The sequence below is a fragment of the Lysinibacillus sp. BS3 genome (genome assembly GCF_039614735.1).
Classification (GTDB): domain Bacteria; phylum Bacillota; class Bacilli; order Bacillales_A; family Planococcaceae; genus Lysinibacillus; species Lysinibacillus capsici.
Genome location: NZ_CP154860.1, coordinates 3420320 through 3441199 on the forward strand (window position 1 = coordinate 3420320; position 20880 = coordinate 3441199).

Genomic DNA, 20880 nt, shown 5'->3' on the forward strand with positions numbered 1-20880 from the left:
GAAGCAGATGAAACGATTATGTAGCTTGCTAGGTATGACAGTATTATTCATGACAATTTGTGTTTCATCTGCTTTTGCTCAAACAGAAACCTATGTGGCTATTGGCGATTCCTTAGCAGCAGGTCAAACACCCTACAAAGAAATTGATGTAGGGTATAGTGATTTGATTGCCATGAAATTAAGTTCGATTGATCAATTATCATTTTACACAAAAGAACTTGCTTTTCCTGGCTTTACTACGGCAGATGTATTAGAACGAATACGATCTGAGGAAGCGCAAAATTTATTAGCAAATGCGACGCTTATTACAATTTCAGCAGGGGCTAATGATTTATTACGTCTTGTCCAGGTAAACCCAAATGCAGGGACCTTAGCTTTTTCACAGCTTCAGGCAGATTACGCTTTAAATTTGGCAAGAAAAAATATGCTATCGATTTTGGATGAATTAGAAGAACGTGCGCCTAAAGCAAAAATCTATGTTATAGGGTATTATTTTGCTTATCCAACAGTTCATCCGACGCAAAAAGAAGGAACCAATGCCCAGCTAGTTAGATTAAATACGATTTTACAACAACAAGCAGAGCAAGCTGGCGCAGCTTATATAAATGTCTATGATGCCTTTGGATTGAATGCAACCAACTACTTACCAAATAGTGCTGATGTTCATCCAAATATTGAAGGCTATCGACAAATGGCTAACTCATTTTTACAAGTTTATAGTGGTAGTGATGCTTTAAACATCTCTTCAGCAGAATTGCCAAAGCCAAATCCCAAGTCATTTGAGGAAATCCTAAAGCAACAATCATCAGCAAAGCCTCAGAAGCAAAATGTGACACAACATCAATCTCCTCGTATGACTTACGTAATTCAGGGATTCCCGGGATATAAGGCATTTATCAAATACATCTAAATAACAGGTATCTAAGGCATCTTACTTATAAGATGCTTTTTTCTATGAAAACCAATTTTGGCTAGAACTACTAAACCTTTAGTGTTCACTAGATTGGGAATAGTCATGCTAAAATATAGAGAAGACTAGGAGGTACTAGAATGAAAATATTTCATACAGCAGATTGGCATTTAGGAAAGCTTGTTCAAGGTGTCTATATGACAGAAGATCAACATTATATTCTTCAACAATTTATACAAGCGATTGATGAGGAAAAACCAGATGTAATTATCATCGCAGGTGATTTATACGATCGTTCGATGCCTCCTATTGAGGCAGTTAATTTACTAAATGATGTATTAGCGAAAATAGTATTAGAGAAGAAGATTCCTGTTCTAGCAGTGGCAGGAAATCATGATAGTGCAGGTCGTTTAAATTTTGGTAGCCGTTTAATGAGTGATAGTGGTTTATATATTAAGGGCCAATTTACAAAAAATCATGCACCTATTGTTTTGAATGATCAACATGGTGAAGTACATTTTCACCTAGTGCCCTATGCAGAGCCAGCTGCTATTCGCAACATCTTTGAAGATGAATCAATCCGTTCTCATCAAGAAGCCATGCAAAAAATTATTGAGCATATTACAGAAGACATGGACACAAGTAAGCGTCATGTTTTTGTTGGACATGCCTTTGTGACGAAGTATGGTGAGGAGGAAGCAAATACTAGTGATTCCGAGCGACCCCTTTCCATTGGAGGCTCAGATTGTGTGAATGCAGCTTTATTCAAACCTTTTCACTATACGGCGCTTGGGCACTTACATAAGGCACATTTTGTTTTAAACGAAACCATACGCTATGCAGGTTCTATCTTAAAGTACTCGTTATCTGAGCATTTACATGAGAAAGGATTTTTAATCATCGAATTAGATGAGCAAGGTAACACCATAGTAAGTAAAAGAAAGCTTGTGCCAAGAAGAGATCTACGAGTAGTAGAAGGTCAATTAGAGGAGTTATTAACGCTCACACCAAGTGAGGATTATGTATTTGTTAGATTGACGGATAAAATATCTGTGACTTCACCGATGGAACGTATTCGTAGTGTATTTCCGCACGCTATGCATGTGGAGCGGAAGGTACTAAGACAAGATATGCCACGTGAACTACAAGTAGTAGAAGCTGAAAAACTAGAAGATATTGATTTATTCCGTTCATTCTTCACCAATATTATTGGCATTCAGCCTGATGAAGATACGGAACGCCTATTCACAGAGATGTTACAGGAGTTATTAGATGAGGAGCGAGAGACTGTAAAATGAAGCCTTTAAAGTTAACAATTACAGCGTTTGGTCCATATAAAGACACGGAAGTAATTGATTTTCAAGAGCTAGGGGAGCATCGATTGTTTGCCATTTCTGGAAAAACTGGTGCTGGTAAAACAACCATTTTCGATGCTATTTGCTATGCTCTTTACGGATCAGGTAGTGGGGAGGACCGGCAGGATACAGCTTTACTAAGAAGCGGCTTTGCACATGATGAAGTTTATACAGCTGTAGAACTCGTCTTTGAAATGCATGGAAAAGTCTATCAAATAGTACGACAGCCAGGTCATATTAAAGAAAAAAATAAAACGGTTACTGGAAAGAAAATAGAGCTAGCAGAAGTAAAAGACGGAAAGCTAGATTATAGCATTGTAGAGAAACAGCAAACGCTTGAAGTCGATAAGAAAGTGCAGGAAATCATAGGTCTCACAAAAGATCAATTTAGCCAAATTGTCATGCTACCTCAAGGTGAATTTAGAAAACTATTAACCTCTGATTCAACAAATAAAGAAGTAATTTTACGGAAAATCTTTAAAACAGATCGTTTCGGTGTCATGGCAAAAAAGCTTGATGCCAAGCGTAAAGAAGCAGAAAGTGATCTTGAGCGTGCCAAACAATTAAAAGAACATTTACTTGGTCAAATTGTGGGCGCCTTACCACAACGTTCTTCCACTTTATTCACAGTGATTGCTGATAATACGGAAAATTTACATCAACTGACAGAGGCACTTGATGAGGAGCTTAGCTACTATAAGAAATGTGGAGAAGATGAACAGTCATACTATGAAGAAGCGTATAGCCTTCATCAAAAAGAGCAGGAATATTATCGCTTAGCAAAAACGCTAAATGAGCAATTTGATGAACAAGCTAATCGACAGCAACGGCTACAAATGCTTTTACAACAGCAGGATTTATACCAAGCAAAGGAGAAGGAGATTGCTTTAGCAGAACAAGCAGAGCGACTGGTGCTGCTCGAACAACAATGCAAGGATTTACGTGCTGAACTGAATGTTAAAGAGATAGCATTTCAACAAGCAAAGGTTAAGCAACAGCAGTCACAAGAAAAGTTGCAAGAAGCGCAAGAAAAATATGAGATAGAGCAGGCTAAAGAATCTGAACGACAGCAAATCTTACAGCAGGAAATGCAGATGATAGCGCTTTTACCGAAATTTGAAGCCTATGAAAACAATATACAGCAGCTGCAAATAGCGGAGCAATATGCTGAAAATGCAAAACGAGCAGTAAATGATAACGTCAAACTTTTGGAAAATGAACAAGAGCAATTACAGCATTTTTCTCAATCATTAGAAGGCTATGAAAAACAGGTTGAACCCTATGAAAGCTATTTAGAACAATTACCGAAACTACGGGAACAGGTTGCTTTAATCAAGCAAGCGGATAAATATAAACATGCCGTAGATTTAGCTAAGCAGGATGTAGTTGCTTCAGAAAGTCTCTATCAAGAAAGTAAAGAGGCACTTCAACTTTTGCAGCAACGATGGCTGACGAGTCAAGCTAGTATTTTAGCAGAACAACTGAAGGAAGGAGAACCCTGTCCTGTTTGTGGTAGTATGACACATCAGAAAGCACACAATGAGCAACTGGAAGTTATTGAGCTTGCTCAAGTGGAAGCATTAAGAGCGAAGGCATCATCAGACGAGCGTAAGTATTTAGAGAAAGAGGCATTTTTAGCATCAGCGCAGCAACTTCTTCAAGATACATGGCGACAACTCGAGGCTCAGCATATTAAACAAGAAGACCAACCACAGATCACCGCTACTCTACATGAAGTGGAACAAGAGCTTGCTGCATTAAAAATTATTCAACATCAATTAGCTGATGTGCGATTAAAAATAAAGCATCAGCATGACCGAATAGAGCAGCTACGAAATAAGCATATGAAGCTAGAGCAATATTTAGCAGAGCAGATAAAAGAATGGACAAAATTACAAGCGGTTGTAGACGAACAACTTAAGCAGATGCCCCCTAATTTACCAACTTTACAGCAATTAAAGCAACAACTAAATGAAGTTAGTAAACAGAAAGAAGAGCTTCAAAAAAGTTGGCAAGTGAGTCAAGAAAATTTGCATGCAGCAAAGGAAGCAGCTAGCAATGCAACACTAACTGTAGAAATTGCCAAACAGTCCTTTGAGGAATTACAGCTTAAAATGAATGAAAAGCTTCAGCAATTTTCAGCAGATATGCAAGAAATAGGTTTCGAAAGCTATGAGGCTTATGCAACTGCTAAACGGAGTGCCATACAATTGGATGCACTTCGAAAAGCATGTAGCGACTATGCTTTACAAGTACACACGTTGCAAATTCAGATTACCGAAGGGGCTACATACCTTCAAGGAAAAGAGAAGCAAGATTTAGAGGCGATGGAAGCAAGAGTAGAACAGCAGCGAATTTCCTATGAGGAAGCATTTAAACGTTTGCAACAGATGAATGGCTTTATACAAGCATGCCAAGGCTTTAGTGAAAGGGTGGAAGAAATAGCGAAAGAGCTTCATTTACTTGAACAAGAAGCAGGACGAGTAAAGGAGCTCTATGGATTATTAAATGGACAAAATTCGAAAAAGCTATCCTTTGAGCGTTATATACAAATTAACTACTTAGATCAAATTACAGAAGCTGCCAATATACGTCTGTATCATTTATCAAACGGTCAATTTGAGCTTAGACGTTCAGATAGATTAGAAAAGCATGCGAAGCAAAGTGGCCTTGGTCTTGATGTTTATGATGCTTATACAGATCAATTACGAGATGTCAAAACTTTATCAGGTGGCGAAAAGTTTAATGCTTCGTTGAGCCTTGCATTGGGGATGGCAGATGTGATTCAAAGCTACCAAGGTAATATTCATATTGAAACGATGTTTATTGATGAGGGCTTTGGCTCGCTCGATGAGGAATCACTAAATAAAGCAATCGATACATTAATTGATTTGCAGGATTCTGGTCGTATGATTGGCGTTATTTCGCATGTGCCTGAATTGAAATCTGCGATGCCAGCAGTTTTACATGTGGAAAAAACATTAAATGGCCATAGTCAAACCCATTTTGAAGTGAAATAAAACGAAGGCGTATTTCCTCTAAAAGGAATACGCCTCCGTTTTATTTTTTTCGAGTTGTGGTTGTAGGCGTTGTGCCCTTTTTTGCAGCCATTACTTTTTTTACGATAGGAATAACAATAGGTGCTAACTTAACGGCAGTTTTTACAACGTTTGATACTTTCATCCCAAAACAGCTCCTTTTACAATTACTACTACCTGTTTCACTTAAAAATAAAACATTAACGGATAACACGAACAGCCTGAATTATATTCCAAATCACAATACCTAGTGAGACGAGAGCATAGATGGCGAATGAAACAAACCAAATAATCATCACTGTATTATTACTGGAGGTTGGATCTAAACTAAATGTGGAAAAAACAAAGACAATAAAGAACAGGATGCCAAAAACAAAAGGAACTAAATGAGAGACAAGTGCACGAATCGAATGTTTTTTTACATCACTATCTTTAGTCACGAAATATACAATTAATGGAACGATAAAAGGGGCGAAGAAAATACTAAGATAACTAAAGGCAGCTAAAATTTTTTGATTCTCCATAGTTGTACCTCCTTTTTAAATATTTACGCATGAAAAACAGCAAAGTTTCAAAAAAATGATGTATGGAAGGTTGTAATCCTTCAATCCTTTGCGTACAATGAGAGTGTTCAAATAAATTCAGATGTAACGACCACAAGGGGAGCTGATGATGTCAGCTGAGACTGGGCACGTAATGCCTTGACTCTTCGAACCTGTAAGTTAACGCTTGCGTAGGGATGTGGATAGAAACCGACACTTGTACGATGTGAGGCTCTGTCCTGACATCGTTTTTTCGTCCGTAAAGGAAAAAAGGTGTCAGAAAGAGACATATCAGCGCTTTTCTATTCCTGCTCTTGTATCCTACATCGGAACAAAGGAGAGAATATGTATGGACAAAAAAAGACTATTAATGCTAGTGGAGATTGCGATTTTTGCAGCGATAGGTCTCGTACTGGATCAGGTTTCCTTTAAAGTATGGGCACAAGGCGGCTCAGTTAGTCTTGTTATGGTACCGATTATGTTAATAGCATTTCGCTGGGGCTTAGTAGCTGGTCTTACTACGGGACTACTTGTGGGTGTTATGCAAACAATGTTTGGTTCTTATATCGTGCACTGGCTACAAGGATTACTAGATTATGGTGTTGCTTTTACTGTTGTAGGATTAGCGGCGGTTGTACGTGGACCAGTGTTAGACGCTGCTAAACATATGAACAAAACAAAAATGGCACTTTATATAATCATAGGTACCGTTTTCGCAGGCTTCTTACGATACACAGCACATACAATCGCTGGTGCTGTATTTTTTGCCGAATATGCGGGTGACCAAAATGCATGGATCTATTCCATCATCTACAATGGTACATATATGCTACCAGCAACCATTTTAACGGCTATCGTTGGTGTTCTTTTATTTACAGCCGCTCCCCAATTAATGCAAAGAAAAGCTTAATGCTAGTCCCTTCACATGAGTGGAGGGACTTTTTTGTCGTGAATAACTCTTTTAGCACTTTGCAAAGTAGGAAAGCATACAATATTTAAAGCGTTTATCGTTATACGCATAAAAAGTTATGTTATATTAAAGAATAGATATTAGATGAAAGGGACGTTATACATGATTGTAAAAACGCAAGAAGAGATTGAAGCTTTTAAAAAAATAGGACGCATTTGTGCTGAAATTCGCGAAGCAATGAAAGCTGCCACAAAACCAGGTGTTACAACACTTGAGCTTGATGAAATTGCTGGTCGCATGTTTGCAGAGGCTGGCGCTATTTCAGGACCAAAGGGAGAATATGATTTTCCAGGGTATACATGTATTAGCGTCAATGAAGAAGTAGCACATGGTATTCCAGGAAAGCGTGTTATTCAAGAGGGAGATATCGTAAATATTGATGTTTCAGGCTCTTTAAATGGCTATTTTGCTGACACAGGTATTTCATTTGTTGTGGGTGATGGCTATGAGGACAAAGAAAAGCTTTGCCGTGTTGCTAAAAGTGCCTTTGATCGAGCAATGACAAAGGTAAAGGCTGGATCTAAATTAAATCAAATTGGTAAAGCTGTTGAACGCGAGGCAAATGCTAATGGGTTAACTGTTATTATGAATTTAACAGGTCATGGCTTAGGTCAATCTTTACATGATGAACCAAACCATATTTTAAATTATTACGATGCATGGGATTCTACTATTATGAAAGAAGGTATGGTCCTTGCGGTTGAGCCATTTATCTCAGCAAAGGCAGAGCATATCGTAGAAGCAGGTGATGGCTGGACATTCGTGACGCCTGATAAATCACTTGTAGCTCAAATCGAACATTCAGTCATTGTAACAAAAGATAAACCAATTATCTTAACGTCATTAGACGAAGAATAGGATGTAATGAAAAAATCCTGCTAACCAATTTATTTTTGGTAGGCAGGATTTTTTTTAATAAATAAAATGCCAACAAAGAGAACACCGCATAAAAATAAAGCGGCTGTAGTAACAAGTAGCTCATCAAAACCATTATGTATGGCGATTCCAATATAAGCCCAAATAAAAACACTTGGATACATAACATCAAAGTGATGGAAACGGATATGTAGCGCAATGGCTCCTCCTAAAGTAAGTAAAATCACTGCCCAAAGAGGCGTACTAAGACCAAAGCCGTTCCAACCATAAGCCGTTAACGTAAAGCTTGTATTTGTGATAAAAATAAATGTCATCCATGCTAAATAAATAGAGAAAGGAATACGACCAAACAAGGATTTGTCCTGAAGAGGGTACGTATTATACAACATAAACAAATACAAGACTAAGAGTAATGTAATGCCAAGAGAAACAATAAATAACTCATGGTGCCAGACATATATCGTCAATGCTTGTAATATATTTATGCAACTAAAAAGCGCAGACTGTTTCAAAGTTGTCTTTTTCATGTTCATAACTAACCAATAACCGAGTAAAAAATAAATGATAATCCAAATTACATGACTTACACTAACTGGTGCAAATACAACAGAAAAACGATTAGCGATTTCTAGCGAAGATTGACCGTTGATGTTCACGAAAAAGGATGAAAAGGTTAGGATGATTGAGACAAGATAAGAGATTGTCATCAAGATAAACCGAGGCATGTTTTCCTCTCCCTTCGTGTTAGATTGTATAGGGAAAAGACAAATAAGTATAGTACTGTCACTTTTTTTATTATAACGGAAATTTCCAACAATGTATCGTGTTGTTTTACCATTAATACCTACAATTTACCATGTCTGATAGGCATCCATATATTTCTTTAGTACAATAAGAATAGCCAAATAAAAGGAGTGAAGTTTCATGACACAAAATTTGAAAAATCTAGATCTAACTGTTGAACTAGACAAAAAGATGTATAAAAAGAAATTAAAAGTACTCCAATATGAAATGTTGAACGCACAACAATTTTTATTAAAAAACAAGATTGGCTTGATCTTGGTATTTGAAGGAATGGATGCAGCTGGTAAAGGTGGCGCTATTAAACGATTAATCGAACGTGTCGATCCCCGCGGTTATGTTGTACATCCTATTTCTGCTCCTCAAGCTCATGAATTACGCTACAATTATTTACAACGATTTTGGAGAAAATTGCCTCAACATGGGCAAATCGCTATTTTTGATCGCTCGTGGTATGGCCGCGTACTAGTAGAACGCATCGAAGGATTCGCAACAAAGGATGAATGGTCTCGTGCTTATGAAGAAATTAATAATTTCGAGAAGATTTTAACTGCTGGAGATTACATAATTATTAAGTTCTGGCTTCATGTTTCAGATGAGGAGCAATTAAAACGCTTCAAAGAACGTGAACAAAACCCTTATAAATCTTGGAAGTTAACAGCCGAGGATTGGCGCAATCGAGATAAAACACCTCAGTATATTGAAGCAGCAAATGCGATGTTTGAAAAGACAGATAAAAAAGATGCACCATGGGTCTTAGTCGCTGGAGATGACAAAAAGTATGCACGTGTTCAGGTGCTACAGGAAACTATTGCACACATTGAACGAGAGGCTCAAAGACGTGGTCTTCATTTAACAAATGTGTTAGACAATACTCAACTAGAGGATGCTGATTCCTCCAGCTTAGAAATAGTAAACGAGAAAAAGAAAGAACAAAAAACTAAATAATTGAATTGTGCTGCTATGACAATAAGACATAAGCTGTTTTGGTTGTAGCAGCCTGTTTTTTTACATACAATGAAATTAAATAGGGTTTGCAATTATGGCTTGTAGCCAATGAAACAAAGAGAAACGTATTGATTTTTATTGGAAGGCTAGTGTGGAGAAATGGTGCTTAAAATTTGGAATCTATTAAGAAAAAAGGGTGGGAATGTGGTAACAATAAAGGGGGAAAAATGCTACATCCGCACATTCCAAGAAAAAGATGCACGAAGTTTAACGGGTCTCGTAAGCCGTAATAAATACTTTTGGTCTATATACGAGCCACTGCAAAGACCTGAATACTATACAGTCGATGCTCAATACAAAAAAATTCAAGAAAGTCTCTATTTAATGGAGTCTAAGCGTGAATTTACTTTTGGTATTTTTGAGCATAGTACAAATAATCTAATAGGGCATATTGCACTTTATGCTGTCAAACGCTTACCGTACTCGAGTGCATTTGTTGGCTATGCGATGGATGAGATTTATGTTGGAAAGGGCATTGTCACAGAAGCTGTGAATATGGTGGTCCGATTTGCATTTGAACAAATTGGTCTACATCGTGTAGAGGCCTACGTATCGACACAAAATAATGCCTCCATGCGTGTATTAGAGAAGGCTGGATTTCAGCAGGAGGGTCTGCTAAGAAAGCTACTGTATATCAATGGTCATTGGGTAGATCACTATATGTATGCACGTTTAGAGGATGAATAGAAAAATAAGTGCCTATCTTCCACATAGAGAGGATAGGCACTTGCTCTTTTATTAATGTATGAAGAAATAATTTTATTGTTTATTTCCATCTTCAATTAAATCTAGATGACCTGTATTTGGATCAATTATTAAACCATGAACAGGTACGTCTTTTACCATTAATGGATGATTACGAATTGTATCGACACTTTTCTTAACACTTGTTGCTACATCACCGAAACCTCGTAAAAATTCTTTCAAATCAAAACCAGAATATTCCAACATTTTGATTGTTTCTGGATCGATGCCTCGTTGTACCATTTCGCTAAGCATGGCGTCAGGATCAACCGCACTCATACCACAGTCATAATGTCCAACAACATACACTTCATCAGCTTGTAGGCCGTAGACAGCAACTAATAAACTACGCATAACTGCACCGAAAGGATGGCTCACTAACGCACCAGCACTTTTCACTATTTTTACATCGCCATTACGCAAATTCATCGCTTTTGGTAAAAGCTCTACAAGACGAGTATCCATACAAGATAAAACAACAATACGTTTATCAGGATATTTCGTAGTGATGAATGGCTCATATTTTTTTTCTTGTACAAACTCTTTGTTAAATTCTAGAATATCTTGTAACATTGTCATGAATATTGCTCCCTTCCTTACAAAAAATATTGTAGAGCAAAATTTTCAATATGCAAACAATAAAGACTTTATTCAGATAATTTTTACAATAAAGGAGCAGTTTCATACGATTTAGTAGATGAAATAACATGTAAGCTATAAAAAAACAGCTACCTATAAATAGTAGCTGTTTTTTACACATTAAAATTTTTCGTTTGGCTTTGGATCTACAGTTACTGAAGACTTGCTATCTAAACCAACTTGTAGGTAGTGGATGAAGAATCCCGTTGAAATTAATAAAACTGCTGAAAAGCCAAGAACAGTTGTAATGAACATTATTAGAGCTCCTCTCTACTTAAATGATCTACTAAAATTCCCTAAAACAATTATACAATAGGTTACTAGGAAAATCTAAGGATAATTTATGACAACCTTAACATACTTAGCCTAGAATACTATTAGTAGGAATGGATTATTTAGAATGCCCAATTTCCATCACGGAATATTGGGTCTATTTGATCATCATGTGTTATTCCATCTATATTCATTTTGGTAGAGCCAATCATAAAGTCTACATGTGTCAAGCTTTGATTGAGACCATGCGCGCTTAGTTCCTCAGAAGTCATTTCTTTGCCGCCCTCAATGCAAAAAGCATATGCACTACCAATGGCAAAATGATTGGATGCATTTTCATCAAACAATGTATTGTAAAATAATAGGTCGGATTGTGAAATAGGTGATTGATGTGGTACTAATGCTATTTCACCAAGGTAATGAGCACCTTCATCTGTTTCAATAAGAGAAGCTAAAATTTCTTGGCCTTGCTGTGCCTTGACGTCAATGATTCGACCATCTTTAAATGTTAGTGTGAAATTATCTATAATATTGCCGCCATAGCTTAAAGGCTTAGTGCTTGATACATAACCATTAACACCTGTTTTTAACGGTGCTGTAAAAATCTCTTCAGTAGGCATATTGGCCATAAATGTTTGGCCTTGTGTACTTATACTACTACCCCCTGTCCACACATGGTGTGGAGGCAGCTCAATTGTTAGATCTGTGCCTGGTGCAGTATAGTGTAGTGACTTAAATTGCTTTGCATTTAAATAATCAGCTTTGCTATGTAATTCCTGATCATGTGTATGCCAAGCTTCAACAGGATTTTCAACGTCTATACGTGTGGCTGCAAAGATAGCTTCCCATAATGCATCCATTTGCTGTTCTTCTGGAAGGTGAGGAAAGACCTTTGCTGCCCAAGCTTTAGATGGAGCAGCAATGACAGACCAGCTAAACTTATCTGCTTGTAACCATTGATAATAGTTGGCAAGTGCTTGGCCAGATGCTTTTTGGAATGCCATGATTCTATCACGCTCAATACCTTTTAATAAATCTGGATTTTGTGAGCTAATGCTTAAGAAAGCAGCACCATGTTCAGCTAACCATTCACGTTCCTGCACTTTCCAAGGTGGGAAGAAATCAAATGAGTCTTTTGGTGCCCCTTCATAGCGAGCACGTACAAGTTCATCATCGGATATATCGACAAAAACTTGTTTTGCACCATTTTTATAGGCAATTTTAGTAATTATTTGTGCGAGTTTTAGGTTATCAGTCGAACAGCTTATATAAAGATACTGATCTTTTTGGATATTTACTCCTACTTTCACCGCTAACTCGGCATATTTTAGTAATTTTGTGTCAAACGATAATAACAAAATCATATCCCCTTTCAATTTAAGACAGTTAAGTGTAATATTCTTAATTCAATATAATCAAAAATGGTCGAAATGTGAATAAAAAGCATTAATTACATCGAAAAATATATGAAATACATTTATACTAGGAATATATATATTTAAAATATGGAAAAAAAGACGAAATAACATTAGATAGTAGATTTGGAGGTTCTAGAATGGATAAGTCGTCGATTATAGGGTTAATACTTGCTTTAGTAGCACTATTAACAGGGATGGTAATGAAGGGTGTAAGTTTATCTGCATTTTATAACCCAGCAGCTATCCTAATTATCATTTTTGGTACTATTTCCGCAGTAACAATTGCCTTTCCTATGCAGGAGTTAAAGCGTGTGCCGAAGCTATTTAAGATTCTTTTTAAAGAAACAAAATTAGCAAATGATATAGAGATTATTAAAATGTTTTCACAATGGGCTGACTTAGCTCGTCGCGAAGGGCTATTAGCACTTGAAAGTAAGGCCTCAGAGATTGAAGATCCATTTTTGAAAAATGGCCTTACATTAGCAATTGATGGTCAAAATGCTGATTACATACGTGATGTCTTAACAGAAGAAGTAGAAGCGATGGAAGAGCGACATACTAGTGGAGCAGCTATTTTTACACAAGCAGGTACATATGCACCTACTTTAGGGGTTCTTGGTGCAGTAGTAGGGTTAATCGCCGCATTGGCTGATATGAATGATATCGAAAAGCTAGGACATGCTATCTCAGCTGCCTTCATGGCTACATTACTCGGTATCTTTACAGGGTATGTTTTATGGCATCCATTTGCGAACAAGCTAAAACGTAAATCTGCTTTAGAGGTAAAACAAAAGAGAATGATGATTGAGGGTATCCTTTCAGTATTAGAAGGGGAGGCTCCACGTGTAATTGAACAGAAACTATCATCATACTTAACGATGGAAGAACGTCGTCAAATTTCTGGTGAAAGCGGGGCGGGTGGCCTTGGCAAAGAAAGCTAAGAAGAAAAAGCATGATGAACATATTGATGAATCTTGGTTAGTGCCATACGCAGATATTTTAACTTTGCTGCTAGCCGTGTTCATTATTTTGTTTGCCTCAAGTTCAGTCGATCAAGAAAAGCTAGAAAGAATGTCGGCAGTTTTTAGTCAAGTCTTTGATGGTGGAACTAGTTTTCTAGAGCAACCTGCACCAGTCCCTACTCCGAATGCGGATAGCGACCAAACGCCACAGCAAAACTCTGCCTATTTAAAGGATCAACAGGAGTTAGCTGAAATAAAAGATAGTGTGGATAATTTTATTGCAGTCAATGAAATGGAAGATCAGTTTGCCACAGAAATGACGGATGAGGGATTACTAGTGACAATCCGCGATAGTATTTTATTTGACCCAGGGCAGGCAAAAGTTAAACCTGAGTATGTCCCTATTGCCAAAGAGCTATCAACTATGCTGGTATCTGATCCAGCTCGAAATATTGTCATCACAGGTCATACAGATAATGTACCAGCAGGTCCGAATTTCTCATCAAACTTTGAACTATCTGTTTTGCGTGCAACGAATTTTTTAAATCTTCTTATTGAAAGTAATGACCAGTTAGATCCTACGCGCTTTAGTGCAAAAGGAAACGGTGAGTATCGTGCAATTGCACCAAATGACACAGCCGAAGGACGCGCAAAGAATCGTCGTGTAGAAGTTTTAATTCAACCATTAGTTACAGAGGATGGTTCAGAAACAAAGACTACACCGTAATAAAAGAGCTATTAGCAGCAGACAAATGTCTTGAGCTAATAGCTTTTTGTTTTACCTATTTACGTAAAGATCCTAATTCAGCAACAATCGCTTGCATTTCGCTTGGACTAAAAGTTTCTCTCTTCATAACCATTTCATATAGATACACTAAATCTTCATAATTTGCTTCATCGAAGTTTTCTGATTTCATTGCATCGACATTCACCATACGAAGCTTGTCCTTCATTTGATCAACCATATACATAACGTTTTCTTTAGATGGAACTGATAAATCCATTTTTTACCCTACCTTTCGTCATCCTCGCACATATCATTTCATTGAATAAAAAAAATGTCAACTCCGTATTTGGGCATTGCTTTAAAAATAGACTGTTATTGGGTAGAATAAGTGCAGAAGACTGTTTATTTATGAAATAATAGGGAATATGCAACTATACAAGCAGGGGGTTTTAATATGGGTCAAAGTAAATTATTAGCATCTATTGTAGCAGGAGCAGCAGTAGGAGCAGCATTAAGTATGTTAGATCGGGCTACACGAGAAAAAACAATTGCCTCAACAAAAAAGATGAAGGAAGCCATCTCATACTATGCAGCAAATCGAGAAGAATTGCAGGTTTTGGTAGAGGAAAAAGTACTCGCGGCAAAGGTGCTTTGTGAAAGTGTGTCAGATAATGTCAACACAATTGCTGAAAAGGTGGATGAATTTAAGGATTTACCTTCCACGATACAGGGAATGATTGAAGATACGAAATCAGCCTTTACTTTACCTCATAAGGAGTAAAGGTCGTTTTAGGAGGAATTGTATGGAAAAGAATAAAGCAACATGGCATAACGCTTTTGGGTTTGTAAAATCGTTTGTTTCTCCAGAGGAGGGAGCGATTGATATTATGACATCCAAAGGCTTTATCCAAGATTTAATAGGTCGGCTCAAGCGAGTTGAAATATCTGCGCTTGCTGCACAATTGGCTTATTTCTTTTTACTATCGTTCTTCCCCTTACTTATTTTCTTGGTGACGCTATTACCATATCTTAACTTAGAAACCACTCAGGTCTATTCATTTTTAGTGAATATCTTACCTGATGAAGTGTATAAGCTGATTGAAAATACACTGAATGAGATTTTAACAAATCGCAACAGTAGTTTACTGTCCATTGGGGTTTTAGGTACTATTTGGTCTGCATCTAAAGGCATTAATGCATTACTTCGTGCTTTAAATAAAGCCTATGATACAGAAGGGAGAGCAGGCCTATTAGATAGGGGTTTATCACTTGTTTTTACAATCGCTCTCGTTATTGTTATTGCCGTTGCGCTCTTATTACCGGTCTTTGGTCAGCAAATTGGACATTTCCTATTCTCAATCGTCGGAATAGAGGAGCAATTTGAATCAGTTTGGCATAGATTAAGATGGTCAATCCCGCCATTATTGATTTTCATCGTATTAATGGGCATCTACTGGTTTGTGCCAAATACAAGTCCTCGTTTGAAAATAATGGGCGTATGGCCAGGAGCGTTATTTGCCACGCTTGCTTGGTTAGCAGTCACATATGGTTTCTCTTTTTATATTAATAATTTTGCAAATTATTCTGCTACATACGGTAGTATTGGTGGCGTCATTATTTTAATGCTCTGGTTATATTTTACGGGAATCATTTTAATCTTTGGTGGCGTATTAAATGCTACAATGCAGAAAAGAGCACTTCAAAAGGAAATTCGTCGATAAGGAAATGATCATTTATTAACAAGAGCCTCGCTAAACTCATAAAGAGTAGCGAGGCTATTTTACTTGATTTTACCTGATTAAATGCATCAATTATTCAATGAAAGCCACAGCGCATGTCACAGGAAGAGTAGCTTCAAGCAAGCTGGACTCAATTATGCTGAGGCTTACTTGATGTTAAACATTTTTATTGAGCATACGTAAACCATTTAGAATAACTAGAATTGTACTACCTTCATGCCCGATTACGCCTAATGGCAAGTCGACAACTTGTAAAAAGTTAGAGGCGATTAATAAGATAATAACCCCGATAGAAAAGAAAATATTTTGTTTCACAATACGTTGCATTTTACGTGATAAACGAACAGCATAGGCGATTTTTGATAAGTCATTTTTCATTAGCACGACATCCGCTGTTTCAAGCGCCACATCTGTACCTTCACCCATAGCAATGCCAGTAGTTGCGGTAGCCAATGCAGGTGCATCATTAATACCGTCGCCGACCATGCCAACAAATTGATGTTGTGTAAGTAGGCGTTTCATTTCAGTTACCTTCGTTTCTGGCAGACATTCTGCGACGTATTCAGTAACGCCAGCCTCTTTCGCGATAACTTTCGCTGTTTTTTCGTTGTCACCTGTAAGCATCACCACTTGAATACCAAGCTCTTTTAATAATGTAACAGCTTTCTTAGCTTCAGAGCGCACAGTATCTTTTAATGCTGTTAATGCAACAATACCATGTTGATCGCGAATGAAAATAACTGTTTTTCCCTCTGCTGCAAGTTTAGTTACAGCACTATTTGCAAAACTGTTAGCAAGTTGTACATCAACAAACTCTGGTTTGCCTACTTGATACTCCTTGTTTTGAATCGTTCCTTTAATACCCCAGCCAGGAATATCTTCAATTGTTGCTTGTGGCAGTATGTCGATTCCTTCAGCCTTAGCGTAGGAGGTAATCGCTTGGGCAAGGGGATGATTGGATTGAGATTCAATTCCTGCAAGAATTGCTAGAGCCGTCTCACGTTCTACTCCATCACGGACAATAAAATCTGTAACAACTGGTTTTCCTTGCGTTAAAGTACCTGTTTTATCGACCGCCAATGCACGTAACACACTAAGATGCTCTAAATGTAAACCACCTTTAAATAGCACACCATTTTTTGCACCATTTGATATAGTAGCGAGTGTTGCAGGCATAATGGAGGCAACGAGTGCACAAGGTGAAGCAACCACTAATAACACCATTGCTCGGTAAAAGGTTGTTGTCCAGTCCCAGCCGAGTAAGAAGTGGGGAAGAACCATCATAATGGCAACACCAAGTAAAACAAATTTTACATAAGTCCCTTCAAACTTTTCGATGAATTGTTGAGAGGGAGATTTTTCACTTTGGGCACTTTGAACGAGCTGTATAATTTTTTGGAAAAGGGTCTCTGAATTCGCCTTTGTCATTTCCATAGTAATAGCACCATTTAAGTTGACTGTGCCTGCAAAAACTTCGTCTCCTTCGCTTTTTGAGATTGGCAGTGGCTCACCGCTAATAGCTGACTCATCAATAGAAGATTGGCCTTTAAAAATAATGCCGTCTGCTGGAATTCGTTCGCCCGGTTTAATCAATAAATGATCCCCGATTTGTAATGTGGAAACTGATACTTTCATAGGCTCAAATCCGCCACGCACTAACCAAGCTTCTTCTGGCTGTAAATTCATAAGTGCAGAAATTTCGCGATGACTTTTATTCATCGCATAAGTTTCAAGTGCACCACTTACTGCAAAAATAAATATTAGGATGGCCCCCTCTGTCCAATAGCCAATTGCAGCTGAGCCAATTGCAGCTAATACCATCAAGAGCTCAACATTTAGCTTTCGCTCTTCTATGGTTTCTTCAATGCCTTCTTTTGCTTTCGCGAAACCACCTACACAAAAGGCAATTAAATATAGTAGAACAGAAGCTGTTGTTTGTCCACTTGTGTCTAAACGCCATGCTAGTAAGATGAAAATTCCAGCCATTAATGCAGCAATTAATTCTGCATGTTCTTTTATTTTCTCAATTATGTTTATCTTTTCTCGATTAGAGTATTCCATCTTTATCCCTCCTGATAATGAAAATCAATATCAAAACCTTTATAAATTAGCGTTGTATTGAGCTATTCAATTGAAAATGGATTTCAATTACCATCTCTTTTGTTTAGAATTATTATAACAAAGGAATTTATAAAAATAAAGTAGGAAGTTTGATGGAGATTTTTAAACAATATGCGAAAGGATTGAAAAAGGCACAGTCTATTCACTAGGAATATTCTGTGCCCTACAAAATTGTGCAATAAAATGAGTTACTACTGCTATCTATTATTTAATTAGAAGACTCTTTCTGCATGCAGAGCAAGTTTTTCTAATGATGATTTATCCACATCTGCATGTAGTGAGTTACCATGTGAATCCATTGTTACAACTGCTGTAAATTTTTCTACATTTAAGTGCCACATAGCTTCAGGAATACCGAATTCCATTAAATCAACACCATCAACGCCTTTAATACAGTCCGCATAGTATTGTGCTGCTCCACCAATTGCATTCAAGTAAACGCCACCATGCTCATTAAGCGCTTTTAATGTTTTTGGTCCCATTCCACCTTTACCAATAACAGCACGGATACCGAATTTTTTCATGATATCGCCTTGATAAGGCTCCTCACGAATTGAAGTAGTTGGGCCAGCAGCTTTCACTGTCCAATTGCCTTCTTCATCCTTAGCCATTACAGGTCCGCAGTGATAAATAACTTGTCCATTTAAATCAACTGGTGCATCGTGGCTCATTAAATGATGGTGGATTGCGTCACGGCCAGTATACATACGACCAGTAATAGAAACGACATCTCCAACTTTTAATGAACGAATTTGTTCTTCAGTAATTGGCGCAGTAAGTTCTACTACATCTGTAGTTGTATCTTCTGTTGTAGCAGCTACTTCATTCTCTTTGAAGGTAATTTTTTCACCTTCTTGATAGTGCCAATTCAAAATTTCGCCAGTTTGAGGATCGATGTCCACAGCCATACGTCGGTAAGCCCAACAATTATATGCTACTGATACATAGAAAGAGGCAGGTATACGATGCATTACGCCAATTTTACAGCCTAATAATGTTGCTTCACCACCAAAGCCCATTGTACCGATACCAAATGTGTTAGCCGTTTTAACAACATACTCTTCTAACTTAGCAAGATCTGCATTTGGATTTGTATCTTCAACATGGCGGAATAATTGCTCTTTTGCTAAATCATAGCCCGAAGAACGGTCTCCACCAATACCTACACCAATGAAACCAGCAGAACACCCTTGACCTTGTGCTTGGTATACAGAGTGTAAAATACATTTACGAATACCATCTAAGTCACGCCCTGCACGACCAAGACCTTCTAGTTCACATGGTAGACTGTATTGAATGTTTTTATTTTCACAGCCGCCACCTTTGAGAATTAACTTTATTGTAATGTAATCTTTTTCCCATTGCTCAAATTTCATTACTGGCAAACCATCACCAAGATTATTACCACTGTTTGCACCAGATAATGAATCCACCGCATTAGGACGTAATTTAGCATCTGCAGTTGTATCGTTGATTGCTTTTTTGATTGCAGCTTTAATTTCTAATTGGTTTACGCCAACAGGAGTATAAATTTTGAAAGTTGGTAGCCCTGTATCCTGACAAATTGGTGACACGTTATCTTCTGCCATAATAATATTATTTGCAATTGTGTCTAAGCTCATTGCTGCACGAGTACCAGCATTCTCAGCTTCTTTTGCTTTTTTAATAGCACGACGTACATCCTTAGGTAAATTCGTAGATGTTTCAGTAATTAAATCGTAAAGACTCTTCTCCAAATTTTGTAGATTCATTGGTATTGCCCCCCATAGAAAAATTGATTATTTCCACGTTACATTATACTCTTTTCAACTAATGAAAAAAAGAGTCCTTATCTGAGACCGCTAAATTAAAACATATTTTAATAATATAGAAGGAGAGTATTGATTTTATAGAACGTTTGTTCTAAAATAGAATAAATCCAATATTAGGAGGAACTTGCATGACTGCTAAAACTTTACTTGAATTACCCGAAGCATTCGAGCAATATAGACCATTAATAGAAGGGACAATGAAGCCTGTTGTATTGGTTAATACGGAAATAAGTAAAACAACTTTATTTCAAAGTAAGTTTGCAGGAGATCCTTATTTCCCATTGGGAATGGACTATCCAAAAAACATGAAGGGACAACCGTTAAAGCTATTAGCTCAAATTAACTTTGCAGAGGTTCCTATGCATTTACCCAATTTCCCAGAAGAGGGAATATTGCAGTTTTATATTGATGGTTATGACGATGTTTTAGGAATGGATTTTGATAATGGACAAAATCAAGAAGGCTTTCGTGTAATATTTCATGAACAAGTTATGCAAGATGAAGCACAGCTTATTCAAGACTTTTCTTTTATAGAAATAGATGATGAGGAATTATATTTTCCTGTCGAGCGTGAAATGGCATTATCCTTTATTACAGGCGTTGAGCCGATGTCGATTGATGATTTTAGAAGCAATGAAAAGTATGCTAGCATCTTAACAGCTTTGGAGGATGACGAAGCATTAGAAGACAGCTTCTATGATGCTATGACTGGTGATGGTCATAAAATTGGAGGGTATCCATTCTTTACGCAAGAGGATCCTCGAGCATATGGTGATTATAAAGATTCAATCATTTTGCTGTTACAGATTGATAGTGTCGGCGACAATATTCTTTGGGGCGATTGTGGCGTTGGCAATTTCTTTATCACAGAGGAAGAGTTAATGAATAAAGATTTTAGCAAGGTACTTTATAATTGGGATTGCCATTAAAAAACAAGCGAGCACAC

The 20880-nt window shown here is 37.4% G+C and carries 21 protein-coding genes and 1 riboswitch; of the genes, 12 read left to right on the top strand and 9 right to left on the bottom strand.

What is annotated here, in order from left to right; all coding sequences use genetic code 11:
* Positions 1-7 precede the first annotated feature (7 nt).
* The 3 genes from AAJG31_RS16825 to AAJG31_RS16835 all read left to right on the top strand — a co-directional run bounded on the left by AAJG31_RS16825 (position 8) and on the right by AAJG31_RS16835 (position 5285).
* The gene (locus AAJG31_RS16825) at positions 8-910 is read left to right on the top strand and encodes a GDSL-type esterase/lipase family protein (RefSeq protein WP_259951022.1); all 903 of its coding nucleotides are present in this window, start codon (positions 8-10) and stop codon (positions 908-910) included.
* Between the two features lie 140 nt (positions 911-1050).
* Entirely contained in the window at positions 1051-2208 is a 1158-nt protein-coding gene (locus AAJG31_RS16830) for an exonuclease SbcCD subunit D (protein ID WP_054549007.1), read from the top strand.
* The gene (locus tag AAJG31_RS16835) at positions 2205-5285 is read left to right on the top strand and encodes an SMC family ATPase (protein ID WP_259951023.1); all 3081 of its coding nucleotides are present in this window, start codon (positions 2205-2207) and stop codon (positions 5283-5285) included. The genes AAJG31_RS16830 and AAJG31_RS16835 overlap by 4 nt, the downstream gene beginning before the upstream one ends.
* 40 nt (positions 5286-5325) lie before the next feature.
* On the opposite strand, the gene AAJG31_RS16840 is transcribed toward AAJG31_RS16835, so the two are convergent.
* Together AAJG31_RS16840 and AAJG31_RS16845 are read right to left on the bottom strand one after the other, a co-directional pair.
* Positions 5326-5448 carry a hypothetical protein gene (locus AAJG31_RS16840; RefSeq protein WP_004225603.1) on the bottom strand — a complete coding sequence of 41 codons (123 nt, stop codon included), beginning with the start codon at positions 5446-5448 and terminating at the stop codon, positions 5326-5328.
* A 55-nt stretch (positions 5449-5503) separates the two neighbouring features.
* Positions 5504-5827 carry a DUF4870 domain-containing protein gene (locus tag AAJG31_RS16845; RefSeq protein WP_054549009.1) on the bottom strand — a complete coding sequence of 108 codons (324 nt, stop codon included), beginning with the start codon at positions 5825-5827 and terminating at the stop codon, positions 5504-5506.
* 125 nt (positions 5828-5952) lie between these two features.
* Positions 5953-6060: riboswitch (TPP riboswitch) on the top strand.
* Between the two features lie 134 nt (positions 6061-6194).
* On the opposite strand from AAJG31_RS16845, the gene thiT reads away from it, so the two are divergent.
* Together thiT and map are read left to right on the top strand one after the other, a co-directional pair.
* Positions 6195-6755: an energy-coupled thiamine transporter ThiT gene (gene thiT, locus AAJG31_RS16850; protein WP_036076950.1), complete on the top strand. Its 561-nt coding sequence runs from the start codon at positions 6195-6197 to the stop codon at positions 6753-6755.
* A 162-nt stretch (positions 6756-6917) separates the two neighbouring features.
* Positions 6918-7673 (top strand): type I methionyl aminopeptidase, encoded by a 756-nt coding sequence (map, locus tag AAJG31_RS16855; RefSeq protein ID WP_054549011.1) that lies wholly within the window; start codon positions 6918-6920, stop codon positions 7671-7673.
* A 29-nt stretch (positions 7674-7702) separates the two neighbouring features.
* On the opposite strand, the gene AAJG31_RS16860 is transcribed toward map, so the two are convergent.
* A complete protein-coding gene (locus tag AAJG31_RS16860; RefSeq protein WP_048394805.1) occupies positions 7703-8416 on the bottom strand; it encodes a hypothetical protein in 714 nt (237 codons plus the stop codon).
* Between the two features lie 199 nt (positions 8417-8615).
* Between AAJG31_RS16860 and AAJG31_RS16865 the strand changes: the two genes are divergently transcribed.
* Both AAJG31_RS16865 and AAJG31_RS16870 read left to right on the top strand, forming a co-directional pair.
* Positions 8616-9440, top strand: coding sequence for a polyphosphate kinase (locus AAJG31_RS16865; protein ID WP_048394803.1), 825 nt, complete (start codon positions 8616-8618; stop codon positions 9438-9440).
* 159 nt (positions 9441-9599) lie between these two features.
* Entirely contained in the window at positions 9600-10187 is a 588-nt protein-coding gene (locus AAJG31_RS16870; RefSeq protein ID WP_054549012.1) for a GNAT family protein, read from the top strand.
* Positions 10188-10259: 72 nt separating this feature from the next.
* Here AAJG31_RS16870 and AAJG31_RS16875 read toward each other — a convergent pair whose 3' ends face one another.
* From AAJG31_RS16875 to AAJG31_RS16885, 3 genes are all read right to left on the bottom strand, one after another.
* Entirely contained in the window at positions 10260-10823 is a 564-nt protein-coding gene (locus AAJG31_RS16875; protein WP_004225593.1) for a carbonic anhydrase, read from the bottom strand.
* Between the two features lie 180 nt (positions 10824-11003).
* Entirely contained in the window at positions 11004-11138 is a 135-nt protein-coding gene (locus AAJG31_RS16880; protein ID WP_004225590.1) for a hypothetical protein, read from the bottom strand.
* A 140-nt stretch (positions 11139-11278) separates the two neighbouring features.
* Entirely contained in the window at positions 11279-12520 is a 1242-nt protein-coding gene (locus AAJG31_RS16885) for an aminopeptidase (RefSeq protein ID WP_259951026.1), read from the bottom strand.
* Positions 12521-12711: 191 nt separating this feature from the next.
* Here AAJG31_RS16885 and motA point away from each other — a divergent pair, with 191 nt between their 5' ends.
* A complete protein-coding gene (gene motA / locus AAJG31_RS16890; RefSeq protein ID WP_004225583.1) occupies positions 12712-13515 on the top strand; it encodes a flagellar motor stator protein MotA in 804 nt (267 codons plus the stop codon).
* Complete coding sequence (motB, locus tag AAJG31_RS16895) at positions 13499-14263, top strand: flagellar motor protein MotB (RefSeq protein WP_048394798.1); 765 nt, start codon at positions 13499-13501, stop codon at positions 14261-14263. The genes motA and motB overlap by 17 nt, the downstream gene beginning before the upstream one ends.
* Positions 14264-14318: 55 nt before the next feature.
* Here the strand turns inward: motB and AAJG31_RS16900 are convergent, their stop codons facing one another.
* Positions 14319-14540 (bottom strand): DUF1128 domain-containing protein, encoded by a 222-nt coding sequence (locus AAJG31_RS16900; RefSeq protein WP_004225580.1) that lies wholly within the window; start codon positions 14538-14540, stop codon positions 14319-14321.
* A 177-nt stretch (positions 14541-14717) separates the two neighbouring features.
* Between AAJG31_RS16900 and AAJG31_RS16905 the strand changes: the two genes are divergently transcribed.
* Together AAJG31_RS16905 and AAJG31_RS16910 are read left to right on the top strand one after the other, a co-directional pair.
* Entirely contained in the window at positions 14718-15044 is a 327-nt protein-coding gene (locus tag AAJG31_RS16905) for a YtxH domain-containing protein (protein WP_115674536.1), read from the top strand.
* 22 nt (positions 15045-15066) lie between these two features.
* A complete protein-coding gene (locus AAJG31_RS16910; RefSeq protein ID WP_259951028.1) occupies positions 15067-15984 on the top strand; it encodes a YihY/virulence factor BrkB family protein in 918 nt (305 codons plus the stop codon).
* A 174-nt stretch (positions 15985-16158) separates the two neighbouring features.
* On the opposite strand, the gene AAJG31_RS16915 is transcribed toward AAJG31_RS16910, so the two are convergent.
* Positions 16159-18063 (bottom strand): heavy metal translocating P-type ATPase, encoded by a 1905-nt coding sequence (locus AAJG31_RS16915; protein WP_259951029.1) that lies wholly within the window; start codon positions 18061-18063, stop codon positions 16159-16161.
* Positions 18064-18335: 272 nt separating this feature from the next.
* A complete protein-coding gene (locus AAJG31_RS16920) occupies positions 18336-19874 on the bottom strand; it encodes a fumarate hydratase (RefSeq protein ID WP_048394791.1) in 1539 nt (512 codons plus the stop codon).
* 188 nt (positions 19875-20062) lie between these two features.
* Here AAJG31_RS16920 and AAJG31_RS16925 point away from each other — a divergent pair, with 188 nt between their 5' ends.
* Positions 20063-20863 carry a YwqG family protein gene (locus AAJG31_RS16925; RefSeq protein WP_054549016.1) on the top strand — a complete coding sequence of 267 codons (801 nt, stop codon included), beginning with the start codon at positions 20063-20065 and terminating at the stop codon, positions 20861-20863.
* Positions 20864-20880 lie beyond the last annotated feature (17 nt).

What these genes read in the sequence shown, in the direction of transcription:
- AAJG31_RS16840 (WP_004225603.1), bottom strand. Translation starts at nt 5,448, where the DNA reads ATGAAAGTATCAAACGTTGTAAAAACTGCCGTTAAGTTAGCACCTATT.
- AAJG31_RS16885 (WP_259951026.1), bottom strand. Translation starts at nt 12,520, where the DNA reads ATGATTTTGTTATTATCGTTTGACACAAAATTACTAAAATATGCCGAG.
- AAJG31_RS16875 (WP_004225593.1), bottom strand. Translation starts at nt 10,823, where the DNA reads ATGACAATGTTACAAGATATTCTAGAATTTAACAAAGAGTTTGTACAA.
- motA (WP_004225583.1), top strand. Translation starts at nt 12,712, where the DNA reads ATGGATAAGTCGTCGATTATAGGGTTAATACTTGCTTTAGTAGCACTA.
- AAJG31_RS16880 (WP_004225590.1), bottom strand. Translation starts at nt 11,138, where the DNA reads ATGTTCATTACAACTGTTCTTGGCTTTTCAGCAGTTTTATTAATTTCA.
- AAJG31_RS16830 (WP_054549007.1), top strand. Translation starts at nt 1,051, where the DNA reads ATGAAAATATTTCATACAGCAGATTGGCATTTAGGAAAGCTTGTTCAA.
- AAJG31_RS16860 (WP_048394805.1), bottom strand. Translation starts at nt 8,416, where the DNA reads ATGCCTCGGTTTATCTTGATGACAATCTCTTATCTTGTCTCAATCATC.
- AAJG31_RS16925 (WP_054549016.1), top strand. Translation starts at nt 20,063, where the DNA reads ATGACTGCTAAAACTTTACTTGAATTACCCGAAGCATTCGAGCAATAT.
- AAJG31_RS16835 (WP_259951023.1), top strand. Translation starts at nt 2,205, where the DNA reads ATGAAGCCTTTAAAGTTAACAATTACAGCGTTTGGTCCATATAAAGAC.
- thiT (WP_036076950.1), top strand. Translation starts at nt 6,195, where the DNA reads ATGGACAAAAAAAGACTATTAATGCTAGTGGAGATTGCGATTTTTGCA.
- AAJG31_RS16905 (WP_115674536.1), top strand. Translation starts at nt 14,718, where the DNA reads ATGGGTCAAAGTAAATTATTAGCATCTATTGTAGCAGGAGCAGCAGTA.
- AAJG31_RS16870 (WP_054549012.1), top strand. Translation starts at nt 9,600, where the DNA reads ATGGTGCTTAAAATTTGGAATCTATTAAGAAAAAAGGGTGGGAATGTG.
- AAJG31_RS16910 (WP_259951028.1), top strand. Translation starts at nt 15,067, where the DNA reads ATGGAAAAGAATAAAGCAACATGGCATAACGCTTTTGGGTTTGTAAAA.
- AAJG31_RS16825 (WP_259951022.1), top strand. Translation starts at nt 8, where the DNA reads ATGAAACGATTATGTAGCTTGCTAGGTATGACAGTATTATTCATGACA.
- AAJG31_RS16845 (WP_054549009.1), bottom strand. Translation starts at nt 5,827, where the DNA reads ATGGAGAATCAAAAAATTTTAGCTGCCTTTAGTTATCTTAGTATTTTC.
- map (WP_054549011.1), top strand. Translation starts at nt 6,918, where the DNA reads ATGATTGTAAAAACGCAAGAAGAGATTGAAGCTTTTAAAAAAATAGGA.
- AAJG31_RS16865 (WP_048394803.1), top strand. Translation starts at nt 8,616, where the DNA reads ATGACACAAAATTTGAAAAATCTAGATCTAACTGTTGAACTAGACAAA.
- AAJG31_RS16920 (WP_048394791.1), bottom strand. Translation starts at nt 19,874, where the DNA reads ATGAATCTACAAAATTTGGAGAAGAGTCTTTACGATTTAATTACTGAA.
- AAJG31_RS16900 (WP_004225580.1), bottom strand. Translation starts at nt 14,540, where the DNA reads ATGGATTTATCAGTTCCATCTAAAGAAAACGTTATGTATATGGTTGAT.
- AAJG31_RS16915 (WP_259951029.1), bottom strand. Translation starts at nt 18,063, where the DNA reads ATGGAATACTCTAATCGAGAAAAGATAAACATAATTGAGAAAATAAAA.